The 13,476-nt window shown below is 64.3% G+C and carries 8 protein-coding genes; 7 read left to right on the forward strand and 1 reads right to left on the reverse strand.

Annotated features, from left to right (window positions below):
- Positions 1–262 precede the first annotated feature (262 nt).
- The 7 genes from V3B25_RS19265 (at position 263) to V3B25_RS19295 (ending at position 12,481) form a co-directional block, all read left to right on the forward strand.
- Positions 263–625 carry a NirD/YgiW/YdeI family stress tolerance protein gene (locus tag V3B25_RS19265; RefSeq protein WP_329811380.1) on the forward strand — a complete coding sequence of 121 codons (363 nt, stop codon included), beginning with the start codon at positions 263–265 and terminating at the stop codon, positions 623–625.
- Between the two features lie 337 nt (positions 626–962).
- A complete protein-coding gene (locus V3B25_RS19270) occupies positions 963–1,472 on the forward strand; it encodes a CS1 type fimbrial major subunit (protein ID WP_329811381.1) in 510 nt (169 codons plus the stop codon).
- 51 nt (positions 1,473–1,523) lie between these two features.
- Positions 1,524–4,256: a TcfC E-set like domain-containing protein gene (locus V3B25_RS19275; protein ID WP_329811382.1), complete on the forward strand. Its 2,733-nt coding sequence runs from the start codon at positions 1,524–1,526 to the stop codon at positions 4,254–4,256.
- A complete protein-coding gene (locus tag V3B25_RS19280; protein WP_329811383.1) occupies positions 4,253–5,389 on the forward strand; it encodes a CfaE/CblD family pilus tip adhesin in 1,137 nt (378 codons plus the stop codon). The genes V3B25_RS19275 and V3B25_RS19280 overlap by 4 nt, the downstream gene beginning before the upstream one ends.
- Positions 5,390–5,406: 17 nt before the next feature.
- Complete coding sequence (locus tag V3B25_RS19285; RefSeq protein WP_329811384.1) at positions 5,407–6,114, forward strand: pilus assembly protein; 708 nt, start codon at positions 5,407–5,409, stop codon at positions 6,112–6,114.
- 61 nt (positions 6,115–6,175) lie between these two features.
- Positions 6,176–11,668 carry an ESPR-type extended signal peptide-containing protein gene (locus V3B25_RS19290; RefSeq protein ID WP_329811385.1) on the forward strand — a complete coding sequence of 1,831 codons (5,493 nt, stop codon included), beginning with the start codon at positions 6,176–6,178 and terminating at the stop codon, positions 11,666–11,668.
- Positions 11,669–11,737: 69 nt separating this feature from the next.
- Positions 11,738–12,481, forward strand: a complete 744-nt coding sequence (locus tag V3B25_RS19295) for a hypothetical protein (protein ID WP_329811386.1) — start codon at positions 11,738–11,740, stop codon at positions 12,479–12,481.
- A gap of 281 nt (positions 12,482–12,762) precedes the next feature.
- Here V3B25_RS19295 and V3B25_RS19300 read toward each other — a convergent pair whose 3' ends face one another.
- Positions 12,763–13,407, reverse strand: a complete 645-nt coding sequence (locus V3B25_RS19300; protein WP_010484059.1) for a hypothetical protein — start codon at positions 13,405–13,407, stop codon at positions 12,763–12,765.
- Positions 13,408–13,476: the final 69 nt, after the last annotated feature.

Consider the following 13,476-nt stretch of genomic DNA (forward strand, 5'->3'; position numbering starts at 1 on the left):
CTGGCCAGAAAGCTGGCCAGGATCGCCTGGGGTGTCTTCAAAAGCGGCCGGGACTTCGATCCGGCCATGCTGAAGGTGGGTCAAGCCTGCTTCCAGCAGGCTTGACCACGAACATAGGATCTCGACTCTACAAAACCTTGCTTCAGGATCTGAACGAATTCTGACACTGAGTGTCGCTTTCACGTCTTTTCGGATCTATTGCATAGGCATCACATCCGGGGCGATAGAACCTGAGGACACTTACTCAGCCATGGAGACCACCATGAACCGACTGCTTGCCATTGCCCTCATCGCCACGCCGCTCACCCTGTTGAGCCCGCAGGGGTTCGCGCAGTACACCGGCCCAGGCGCAGGAACCGCTGTCAGCACCGTGGCCGATGCGCGCGCCCAGCGCGATGACCACCCGGTGGTGCTGCGTGGCACCCTGGTCGCCAAGCTTGGCCACGAGCGTTACCAGTTCCGCGACGCCAGTGGCCAGATCGAAGTGGAGATCGATGACGACGACCTGCCGCCGCAGGCCATTGGTGCGGACACCGTGGTGGAACTGCATGGCAAGGTCGATACGCATCGGTTCAAGCCGACCGACATCGATGTTGATCGCGTCACCGTGGTGCCTGCAGGCTGAGGCTCGCGGCAGCCGAGCATGGGCTTGGCTCTGCAGTAGAGCCACGCCGCGCGTGGATGGCGTGGAAATGACCGGAGAAGCTGTCTCTACAAAGGCGATGCAATGAGGTTTTTTGCATTCAACGAATGAGGGAAATTGCATAACCCTCAAACATTGAGCGCCTTCAAGAATCCTTCTTAACGTTCAACGTTTTAGGAATGCTTGAATGGCCTGCAGGACAATGGGTTCCTAACATTCTCTCCGTCGCCCGTAACCACCTCTGCGGGCGGCGCCTCCCTCCCTTTCTCCTTAGGGGAGGGGGGCTTTCTCATTCCCCCTTGTCCGAGAGAGACAACCCATGAACGCCATTCTCAAGAAGGCCGCGCTCGCTGCAGCGCTGGCTACGGCTTCGCTGTCCGCGCACGCCGTGGAAACCAAGATCACCGTCTATGCCGACGTCGACCCGACCTTGGCCCTGCTGCGTGATGACGGCAGCGCACTGCCGGACGCCGTCACCCTGACCCACGATCCGCTGCGTGGCCTGATTCCGGATACCCAGCACGTGCGCATCCACTCCAACGATGACGCCGCCGATATCGAAGCCAAGATTGGTGGTGCATTCGTGCTGGCCAACGGTGACGGTACGGTCACCGTGCCGATGAAGGTCAGCCTCAACGGCCGCGATCTGGGCCTGACCCCGATTGAGTACGCTGCGGCCGATCTGTTCACCGGTGCCGGCTCCACCCCGGGCGCTTCGATCTCGATGCCACTGGTCATCGCGCAGACCGCTCCGGCACCGCTGACCACCCAAGGTCGCTACGCAGGCGTCGTCAACATCGTGCTGAACCAGAAGGCCACCACGCCTTAATTCCCGCGCCGGCCCGCACGCCGGGCCGGCTGCCTTTCCAGCGGTACCCCCATGACCCCACACGCCCCCGCCATCACCCGGCTGGCGGTCGCGCTCGCCCTGGCGCTGGCAACGCCGCTGGCGGCGGCGCGCGGCGTCCCGCCCGGCTTTGAGGATCTGGTCGAAGGCCAGACCGAACAACTCGACATCCAGCTGTTCGGCCGCTCGGCCGGGCTGTCGCCGGTGCGTGTGACCCTGGAGCACGTACAACTGGAAGATCCAGCAAGCGTGCTGCAGGCGCTCGACCTGCCCGCCGAGGCGCAGGCCGCGCTGCTGCCCGCGTTGTCACAGCCCATGCCGCGCAACAGCCATCTGGCCTGCCGCTTCGGTGGCGCCACCGCCGGCTGCGGCTATCTCGATCCACCGGAAGACCCCGCCGCCGTGCGCGCCCTGTACGACGAGGGCGAGGGCGCAGTGCGCCTGTTCGTCGCCCGTCAGTGGATTCCGGGCAAGCCGGCTGCCGAGCGCTTCCACACCGTCAGCGCCAACGCAGAGAACGCCTTTCTGCACCAGCAGGTGATCAACGTCAGTGGCAGCCGCGACTACCAGACGCTGTCCGCGCGCGGCACCGGCGTGCTGGGCCTGTTCGACCGCGGGCATGTCTCCGCCGAATGGAACTTCAACCAGCAGCGCTACCGCAGCCGCGGCAGTGACAGTGAATTCCAGTTCGACAACGTCTATTACCGCCACGACCTGGGGCAGGCGCACTACCTGCAGGCCGGGCGCATGGATCGCCGCAACCTGTCCAGCCCGCAGGGCGGCACCTTCAGTTTCAGCATGCTGCCGCTGGACCGCTTCCAGGGCCTGCGCGTGGGCACTACCCAGGCCTACGTGGACGCTGATGCTGCCGTGCAGGCCACGCCGCTGACCGTACTGCTGGCGCGCGACGCACGCGTGGATGCCTACGACGGCACGCGGCTGCTGCAGACCTCCTACCTGCAGGCCGGCATCAACCAGATCGACACCCGCAACTTCCCGTTCGGCAACTACAACGTCACCCTGCGCATCTACGAAGACGGCGTGCTGGTGCGCAGCGAAGACGCGCCGTTCGACAAGGGCGGCGACTGGACCAACAGCCAGTGGCAGTGGTTCGTGCAGGGCGGCAAGCGCAACGAGCGCCGCAGTGATCGCTTCGATGGCGAACGCGTGGCGGTGGCCGGCATGCGCGTGCCGCTGGGCCGCGACGTGGCGATGGTGGCCGGCGCCGCCGACCTCGGCGGCTTCCGCTATGGCGAGCTGCGCGTGGACCTGCGCCGCCTGTACGCCTCCCAGGAACTACGCGCCAGCTTCGGCGGCATGCGCGGCAACGATGGCAGCACCGGCCAGCAGCACCAGCTGTCGTACCGTCGCACCGCATCCTGGAACATCTACCAGCAGCGCATGCGCGGCAAGGCCTGCCAGTTCGAGGCCGACGCGCGCGACCAGCTGGGCTGCACCAACTCGCTCAGCGCCTCGATGGCGCTGCCGCTGGCCGGTGGCAGCGCCTATGTGGGCTACACGCGGCGCCAGACCTGGCGCGCGGGGCGTGTCCTGCCGGGTGCGGAGGGCGACCCTCTGGCTGGGCTGGACCCGCTGCTGCCACCGCCACCGCCGTGGCAACCGCGCCGCGAGCCGCAGCTCAGCCGCACCTGGCAGGCCAGCTACAGCCGCAGCCATCGCTGGCAGGATTTCAGTGTCTCCACCCGCGTGGGTGTGTGGCAGCAGCGTTCCAGCGACAGCCTGCGCGGCAGTGACCAACGCGACCGCGGCATCTACCTCAACCTGAGCCTGACCCGCCTGCTGCGCGGCACTGCCGGCAGCGGCCAGCGCCGTTACAGCGTGGACGTGCGCCAGCCGCAGCATCAGCGCCCGGACATCAACTACAGCGTTGGCCACAGCCTGCGCCAGGACGTCGATGCACAGTACCGCGAGCTGTCAGCCGAACTGCGCGCCAACAACAGCGACCGCTACAGCGCCACGCTCAGTGGCCAGCTGCAGAACAGCCTGGGCCAGAGCGGCGCCACGCTGGCGCACTACCAGCAGCGCGGCCGCAGCGAGACCGCCTACAGCGGCATGCATAGCTCCGGTTTTGCACTGGGCAAGCGCGGTTTCTACTGGAGCGGCAGCAGCGGTGCCGACGCCGGCCTCGCCGTGCAGGTGGCCGACACCGACGATGTCGACCTGCGTGGCGTGGCGGCCGAACTGCAGGTGGGCGGCCTGCGCCGTCAACGCCTGCAGATCGGTGAGCGCCGGTTGCTGCCGTTGTCGTCGTACCAGTCGCACCGTGCCGAAGTGCAGGACGCCAGCACGCTGGACAGCATCGCCGCCATCCGCGTGACCGGCGTGGGCGGTGCACGGCCGATGTTCCTCAGCCCCGGGCGGCTGATGCGCATGCCGGTGCCGATCGAGGTGACCTACACCTTCATCGGCAACGCCAAGGATCTTGCCGGAGCGCCGCTGGGCGGTGCCCGCATCCTCAACGCGCCGGTGCCCGGCACCAGCGCCAACGGCGGCTTCGTTGCCGATTTCCCGCGTCGCGAGACAACGCTGTACCTGCTGCAGGACGACCGCCTGCTGCACTGCCCGCTGCAGGTGCGCGAGCGCCGCCAGGTGGTGCTGCTGGTGGGCGCCGTGCATTGCGAGCCGCTGGCCGTGGCCCAGCTGCCGGCAGAGATCCGCCAGCAGGCCCGTGTGACCCGCCTGCTGCAGGAACGCGCATTGATTGCCGCCACGCCCCAGACCGCTGCTGCAGGAGGAACGCCATGAACCGGCGTGTGTTGTTGGTGTTGATGCTGGTGTGTGCGCTGGTGGTGCTGGCGCCGAGGGCGTGGGCGCAGCGCCCACCTGATACGGATCCGCCCAGTGGTGTGATTGCGCACGATATCAAGATGGCGTGGGATCGCTCGGCGATGCCGGGGGATATCGAGATCATGCCGCCCAAAGCACTGGTTGCCTACGACACCGATCCTGACAAGCATTATGGGAAGCTCTACCTGACCTGCACCTCTCGCTCGGATTCTTCAACCGGTCGTTGTGAGACGGAAGACATCGCGTCTCTAGAAGCGAATGGAACTCCAATTCCTCTTCGGTTTCAGGAGCAGCGCGGTGGCATGACAAGAGATCTCACGATCGCTGGCGCGATCTATCGCGCGGATACCACTCAGCGATGTAGCACGGATTTCTGGCGAGTGCTGCTCTATCGGCTGGAATCTTCAGAATCTGGCAGATGTGGCTCGGACATTGCGGGTGGAACTGGGTTAGGGCTACTGCTTGACACGAAGGAGCTATCCAATCTCGTCGCTGGAACCTGGCGAGGAACTCTTGAGCTCCAACTTCGAAAGCCGCCAGCTCAGCATCTGGCAACTTACGTATTCAACTTCGATTTCACCGTCACCGATTACGACGCCATCTCGATCTACTTCCCCGGCTTCGACGGCGTTGCACCTCTGGTCAACATGGACCTGCGCTACGACCCCATCCGCAAGGTCGTCGCCGGGCGCAAGGACGTGGACATGTGCCTCTACGACGGCGTGGGTTCGCAGAGCGAATTCCTCGGCGTCACCGTGCGCGACAGCGGGCCGCGCCCGCCGCCAGCGCGGGACTTCGCGGTCTGGCATCAGGATGGCGGCAGCGACGATACCCAGCGCCTCGACTACCAGGTTGGCCTGAATTACGGCGGCAATCTTCTGCCAATGAAGCACGGCGAAGAACAGCTGCTGCGCGGCATCGACAGCGCACAGCTGCGCATGGTGCTGCTGCCAGGCATCAGTCAGCCCGTGTACTGCGTGCCCACGCCACTGACGCTGGAAACACCGCCCACGCCCATCGCCAGCAAACGCCCCGGTCTCTACGAAGGCGAGCTGACGGTAGAGCTGCGCGTGCCGACTGCCAAACCTTGATCCCACGGAGGCTCATCATGAAGAAACTGCTGTTCTGCCTGTTGCCGCTGAGCGCACTGCTGGCCCCGCCGGCACAGGCAAATCTATCCATTCATCCGATGCGTGCAGCGGTGGACGCCAAGCACGGCACGAAGATCCGCGTGTACTCGCAATCTACCCAGCCGCAGTACGTGCAGGCACGCCTGCTGCGCATCACCAACCCGGCACAGGTGGGTGAGCAAGAGATCGAAGTAGAAGCCGCCGATGCGGCGATTGCCATCACCCCCGGCAAGTTCGCACTCAGCGGTGGTGGCAATCGCCTGATCCGGGTGATTCCGCTGCAGTCAGTCGAGAAGGAGGCGGCCTACCGCATCTACTTCGAGGGCGTGAATGGCCCCGACGGCGCCATTCTGGAAGGCGACGAGCAGGCGGCGCAGGCCAACGTCGGCGTCAGCCTGGTCTGGGGGGCGCTGGTGAACGTCGTGCCTGCCAAGGGCAGCGTGGATCTGAAACTGCAAGGCAACACCCTGCGCAATACCGGCACGTTGCGCGTGGGCATCACCGGTGCGTCCGAGTGCAATGCCGGTGGCGTGTGCACGCCGCGCGAGCTGTCCACAAGTCTTTACCCCGATGCCGCGCTGACCTTGCCGTTCCAGCTCCAGCCGGGCAGCAGCCTGCAGTTGCAGTACCGCCTGTCGAACGACGGATATCGCGATCACGTAACGACCCTGGCGCCGAGCGCCTGACCTTCCATTGCCCCGCGCAAGCGCGGGGCTTCACTTCCCTTTGGTGTTAAGGAGAACAAGCATGAATCGAATCTATCGACGTATCTGGAGCGTGGCCAAGCAGTGCTGGGTGGTGGGTAGCGAGTTGAGCAGTCCACGCGGGAAATCCTCCCGGACCAAGCCGCGGTTGCTGGTACTGGCGGCTGTTGCATCGGTCGGGATGTCTGCATCAGCCCAAGAGCGCCCGAAGGATGAGTATGAGAACGGAGAGCCTCAGGAAGAGGTGACCAGGTTCCTGGCCAGCTCTCCCATGATCTCTTCGCTGTTCGCTGCGCAACCGCGCAAGATCGTGGTGCAAGGCGCCATCGTCAATGATGCCTACTACAAAGACTCAACCCTCAACGGTGACATGCAGATGATTCTGGGCTCGAGATCCAGCATCAGCGGTTGGGGTTCGGTGGCCGTCGGCACCGCGTCGGCGCTGTCAGGGAAGGGGAGCGTACTCCTCGGAAATGAGGCGATTGCAAAGGGTGACAGGAACGTGGTGGTTGGGTACAAGTCGGAAGCCACAAGCGGCTACTCGACGGTGCTGGGTGCGAGTTCGGTTGCGTCGGGCGTCGGCACCACTGCTATCGGTCACGATGCTCGCGCCTACGCTCAGAACTCCATAGCAGTAGGTAGTGGCGCCCGCACAGTTGAAAGCACGGCGGGTGTGTCCCGCATCGCGATCGGAGGGAATGCATTTGCGGGAACCGCTGGCTACTCGGGAGCAATCGCCTTGGGCGGAAACTCGCGTGCAGAGTTCAGCGGCGTTGCGCTCGGTCATCATGCGAAGGCACTGGCTGATGGATCGGCCGCCATCGGCGCCAACTCTGAAGCGACCGAGGCGGACTCGGTCTCCGTTGGCAACGCGTCGACCAAGCGACGAATCGTCAACGTGGCTGATGCGCGCTTGAGTGCGACAAGCACGGATGCCGTTACCGGCAAGCAGCTGTTTGCAACCCAAACCCTTGCGCAATCGGTCAACAATCGGGTGGATGCGACAGCACTGGCGCTTGGCAAGGGGGCATTGGCAGAGTCGAATACCACCTATGGCGCAAGCACGGCAGTCGGCAACAACGCCAAAGGCTACAACGGCGCGAGCGTTGCGCTAGGCGATGACGCGCGCGCCGGCGTCGATGTGGCTGGAAACAAGGCCAATGGCAGTTCAGGCGGTGTCTCGGTAGGTTCCGGCACCCGCAGTGCGCACGGCGCCGTTGCCATGGGTCACAAGGCTGTTGCGGGTGGCAATTTCTCCGTTGCGATCGGCTCCGATGCCGTCGCCAATGAGGAGTTGAGTACCGCCTTTGGAAAAACCAGTGTCGCAGGTGCCCAGCAGACGACGGCCTTGGGGAGAGGGACACAGGCAACGGCGAAGTTCGCCACCGCAGTCGGCAATCTTGCCAGGGCAACGGGCATCAATTCGCTGGCACTTGGAAACAGTGCACACGCAGGTCACGAGGACGCTGTTGCGATTGGCGCCGGGTCGGTGACCGCATCGGCCAGCTCCGTTTCGGTCGGCAGCGCCAGCAGGAAGCGGAAGATCCAGTACATCGCCGATGGTGTGGTGGGTGCCGGCAGCACCGATGCCATCACTGGAAACCAGTTGTTCCAGACAAATACCCGGCTCACGGCCGTGGAAAAGATCGCAGGCGATGTCACGGGTGAGCTGGCCGCAGTGAAATCAGTTGCGCAGGCCGCCACGAACCGCATAGATGCGACGACCTTGGCTTTGGGCAGGGGGGCCACCGCAGAGAACGGCAGCTTCGGTATCAGTACAGCACTCGGCAACAATGCCAAGGCCTACAATGGCCGTAGCGTAGCGCTGGGCGACGATGCGCGCGCTGGTGTTGATGCGGACGGCAACAAGGTGGCCAACCAGAACGCAGGCGTCTCGGTCGGCGCCGGAACCCGTAGCGCCAACGGCGCGGTTGCAACCGGCTTCCGTGCAAACGCAAGCGGCAACTTCTCTATTGCCGTAGGCGGTGACGCCAAGACCGAGGCAGAGCACGCTACGGCGGTTGGCTATCTGAGCAAGGCAGGCGCCAGCCAGGCCACCGCACTCGGGCGTGGCAGCGAGGCGACGGCGCAGTTCGCCAGCGCACTGGGCAATCTGGCCAAGGCTACGAACACCAGCTCTGTGGCGCTGGGTGACCGCGCTCAGGCCTCGCATGAGAATGCCGTTGCCTTGGGTGCAGGTGCAGTGACGGCCTCGGCCAATTCGGTATCGGTGGGCAGCGCCAGCAGGAAGCGGAAGATCCAGTACATTGCCGATGGTGCGGTGGGCGCCGGCAGCACCGATGCCATCACCGGCAACCAGCTTCATGCCACCAACCAGGCCGTGACCAAGGCCCAGACAGCAGCCGACGGCGCGACGACCACCGCCAATGCCGCAAAGGTGGAGTCGGGCAAGGCACTGGCCGAGACGGTGGTGCTGGGTGGCCTCGTCAACCAGTCCGCTGCCAATGGCAGTGTTCGTCTGGGTGAGAAGAACAGTGGCACGCAGCTGGATGTGCGCAACAGCGCCAATGCGAACCGCAGGATTCTGGGCGTCGCTGACGGGGCCATCAGCGCGACCAGCAACGAGGCCGTGACCGGCAAGCAGCTCCATGAAACCAACGCGAACGTGAATTCGGCACAGACGACAGCCAGCGCAGCGAAGGTCAGCGCGGACAAGGCGCTGGCTGAAACCGGTGTGCTGAGTGGACTTGTCGGTCAAGTCGCTGTCAACGGCAATGTTCGTGTTGGCGAGAAGAACAGCGGCACCGTGCTGGATGTGCGTAACAGCGCGAACGCGAATCGGAAGCTGACCGGCGTGGCCGATGGTACGGTCGGCGCCAGCAGCGATGAGGCCATCAACGGCAGGCAGCTCAATGCCACCAATGACAAGGTGGCGGCGGTGGAGGGCATTGCCAGGTCTGCGGGCACGGAAGCTGCCGTGGCGAAAGGGGATGCGACCAAGGCGCTGGCCGAGACAGCGGCGCTGGGCGGGTTGGTGGCGCAGGTATCTGCATCTGGCAATGTGCGCTTGGGCGAGAAGAACAGCGGTACAGTACTGGACGTGCGTAACAGTGCAGGTGGAAGTCGGACAATCACTGGAGTTTCGGATGGTACGTTGAATGCAGACAGCTCGGATGCGATCAACGGAAAGCAGTTGCATGCGGTGAGTGAAGTTGCGAATGGAGCTAGACGCTCAGCACAGGAAGCTATTGATCGAATTGGATCGATTGCGGAACAGTCCAAGTTCTTCCAGGTCGGCAGTGGTGGGCCGGACCAAGGTGCCAAGGCAGGCTTGGTAGCGGTTGCTATTGGAGACTCTGCCGAAGCCTCGATGACATCGGAAGGGGCTGTTGCAGTTGGTAGTTTTGCGGCTGCTCTAGCGAAGAATTCGGTATCACTGGGGCGAGCTGCTTATGTTGATGCTGCTGCAGAGAATGGATTTTCGCTCGGTGTGTTTTCAAGCGTTGAGGCGGGCAACGGTGTGGCGATAGGTGCAGGGAGTGCCGTCGAGAAGACTGCTTCGAACAGTGCGGCTATTGGTGCGGGTTCTGTTGCTGCCGAGGTTAATGTTGTTTCATTCGGAGCAGGATTGCTTCAGCGTCGTCTCGTAAACGTCGCGCGCGGTATGGCTGACCACAACGCCACCACCGTTTCTCAGCTCAATGATTCCCTCGCCACCCTCGGCGGCGGTGCAGGCATGGATGCCAATGGCAACATCATCGCCCCGACCTACGCGGTGCAGGGCGGAACGCAGAACACCGTCGAGGACGCACTGATGGCACTCGATGGCGCGGTTGTCACCGCCGGTCATCGCGCGGACAAGGTGGAAGGTCAGCTCAGCTCGATCTTCCAGGATTCACCTTTGGCCCGCGCTGACGGCTTGAGCCAGATCGCGCTGAATGGCGTGAACGGCATGGTGCTGACCAATCTTGCCGATGGCCGAGTGGCCCCAGGAAGCCGTGATGCCGTAACAGGCAACCAGCTGTACGCCGCAGAGCAGAAGATCTCGCAGAATCGGAATGATCTGGACGCGATGCGCAAGGAGCGGGAGATGGGGCAGCAGGCAGTGCGAGAGATGGATGCAAACGGCCCGATCGACTTCGGTGGTGCGCGTTTGACTGGTGTGGCCGAGGCGAAGCTTTCGGCTGATAGCTCGGACGTTGTGCGCGGCAGTCAGCTCTATGAGACCAATAGCCGCATTTCGGAACTTGAGGGCGACGCGCAGTTCATGAGTATCGGCTCAGCCCCCTTCAGTGAGCGTGCTGCAGCCGGTGTGGCAGGCGTTGCGGTCGGAAATTCAGCAAAGACTGGACTAGAAGGAGGAACCGCGGTGGGCACGTTTGCGGAGGCGATGGGAAGGAACTCCACCGCAATCGGTAGAGCGGCGAGTGTCTCTGTGGATTCCGAGAATGGATTCGCAATGGGAGTCGGTGCACAGGTCGGCGGAGGCGCGGGCGGTGCGAATGAGGGTATCGCGATTGGTGCTGGCGCAAGAGTTGGAAGCGGGGCTCACGGCTCGCTGGCACTTGGAAATAGCTCTCTAGCAGATGAAGAAGGAGTTGTGTCATTTGGGGGTGTCGGTATGAAGCGCCGCTTGGTAAACATCGCCAACGGCACCGCCAACCACAACGCCGCCACCGTCGGTCAGCTGCGCGGTGCGCTTTCCGCCCTCGGCGGCGAAGTGGATGCCAACGGCAACATCGTTGGCCCGAGCTTCAACGTGCAGGGCCACGTGCAGTCCACGTTGAATGGTGCACTGGAGGCGCTGGATGGTGCGGTCGTCACCAGCACCTCGCGCGTGGACAAGGTCGAAACCCAGCTCCGCTCCGTCTTCCAGGGCACCCCCTCGGTCCGCGCCGACGGTGTCAACCAGCTCACCCTCGCCGGTGCCAACGGCATGGTCATCGCCAACGTGGCCAACGGCCTGATCGCGGCCGGAAGCCGCGATGCGGTCAACGGTGGCCAGCTGCATTCGATGCAGCAGCAGCTCAACGGCCGCATGGATGGTCTGGAGCAGCGCATCGACGATGCCCCGGCGTCGCGTGCACTGGCGTCGTCCTCGGTGCCGAAGCCGCAGACCGAAGACACCCCCTTGGTGCCGCAAGGCAAGGACTCCCAGCAGGTCGCCTCGGTAGGCGAGGGTGACAAGCCCGCACCGCAGCCGAAGGCCAACAAGGACGACTCGCCGAAGCCGCAGGTCGACACCGCTGAGCTGGAGAAGATGCTGGCCCGCGCCAACGAGTACACCGATGGCGCGATCAGCAACTTCGAGCGCCGCCTGGACAAGATGGACAAGCGCTTCAACCGCATGGCGGCGATGAGCAGCGCGCAGACGGCGATGGCGATGAACACCGCCGGCCTGGCCACCTACAACCGCCTTGGTGCGGGCGTGGGTTACAGCGAGGGTGAGTCGGCCATGGCGGTGGGTTACCAGCGCGTGCTCAACGAGAAGGGCTCAGCCACCTTCAGCCTCAATGGTGCGTTCACCAACAGCGGTGAGCGCAGCATGGGCGTGGGTGTGGGCTTCGGCTGGTAAGCCATGGAGCCCCGGCGTGACGCGCGTAATCCACCCCGCCGCGCCGGGGTCCTCGCCCAGGAGATGGCGATGTACAGATGGGTAAAGGGAATCATCAGCTATCGCACGTTCTACATCTGGCGGGCGCGCTATCGCTACTACACACGGAACCTGGATCTGTGGACGCTGATGAGCGGGCTGTGCATCGCCGGTCTGTTGCTGGTGCTGTGGTACATGTGGCGGATGCTGAGCGTGCCGACGCCGCGCGTGCACCCGGAGACAGCGGCGCTGCGCATCGAGGGTGTCACCAGGGAGGCGATCCATCGCATCGTGCTGGTGCGCCACGCGGGCAGCACGCCGGGTGCTCCGTTCACTACGCCGGAGGAGGTGCGGGCGAGCACGCTGCGCACGATGCGGGTACGGCAGGTGATGGACAGCGAAGTGGTGTGGCGGCTGAAAGCCGACATGCTGGCGGACATCGCTGACTACATCATGGCCACAGGTGGGTGCTTTCCCTACGATTGCCGGCGGGTGCTGGATCGGTTGGACTACGTGCGCCAGGCCGGTGCGGAGAATGCGCAGATCAACGCGGCGCTGGCGACGATCCTGGAGGTGTCGATGGACCAGATGCCGTCGTTGGAGGCAGACGAGCATGAGCGGGTGAAGAGTGGTTGGTCGGATGGGTTCAACGACATCTACTACCAGTCCTGGGTGTTGCGGGACCTGCAGGCCATGCACGCACAGATGATGCGGGAATATCCGCAGCGTGCCCCCGCACCGTGGTTGCCGCGGCTGCTCAGCGACCCGCTGCGCGATACCCGTTTTGTCTGGTAGCGGGAGCAAGATGGGCATCATCTGCCAGAGCAGGTAACACCGCTTTTGTAGATTCGAGCTTGCTCGACTGCTCTCCGCTCAGCCATCGAAATGCCCGAAGCACAGTGCGGACCAGCGGTCCGCACCTACCAAACACGGGTGCAGCGCCCCTGTAGAGTCGAGCCATGCTCGACTGCTCTCCGGCCAGCCATCGAAATGCCCGAAGCACAGTGCGGACCAACGGTCCGCACCCACCCAAGGCAGGCGCCGCTGCGCTCGCCGGCCATGGACCGGCGCTACCGTTACCCGCCGATATACGCGGTGATCTCCGCTTCGGCCAGCACCTGCCGCAACTGTGCCACCGACGCGCGTCGCATCGGCTTCTCATCCACCGGTGACAGTGGTGCCTGGCGCAGGGCGTCGTAGGGCAGCACGGCCAGGTCGAAGGTCAGCTCTTCGGCACTGAACACCCACACCGGCACGTCCAGGCAGCGTTCGCGGTCCATGCGCAGGCGGCGGGTTCGCGATTCGGCGGGGATGCCGTGTTCGTCCAGGAAGCGGTGCACGGCTTCCGGGTCGTCACTGTGCAGGTGCAGCTGCACGGGGCTGTTGGCGTCGGCGGTGCCGTCCAGTACGGGGCCGGCCAGGCGCGGGGAGAAGCCGTGCAGGAACTCCAGAGCACGCATGGCGGCTTCACGGCGGCGCTGCAGTTCGTTGCCGTGCTGGGGCCCGGAGAACAGCCGCTGGTACTCGCGCAGGGCGTCTTCGATCTCGGTATTGCGGGGCAGGGAGGCATCGTCGTGGATGCCGAGCCGGCTGGCGGCCTTCAACTTGGCCTGGTGGTAGTCGCGGATGCCGCCTTCGGCCATCAGGCGGGCGGCTTCGTGGGCGAGGCGGTGGCGCCGCTCGCGGGTCTGGCTGGCAGCATGCTGACGGGCGCGATGCATGCGATGACTCCTTGTTGCGACCTGGCTACAGACTAGCGCACGGATGTGACATCTGCGTGGGTATGGCGG

Source organism: Stenotrophomonas sp. SMYL8, from assembly GCF_036320065.1.
Taxonomy (GTDB): domain Bacteria; phylum Pseudomonadota; class Gammaproteobacteria; order Xanthomonadales; family Xanthomonadaceae; genus Stenotrophomonas; species Stenotrophomonas maltophilia_A.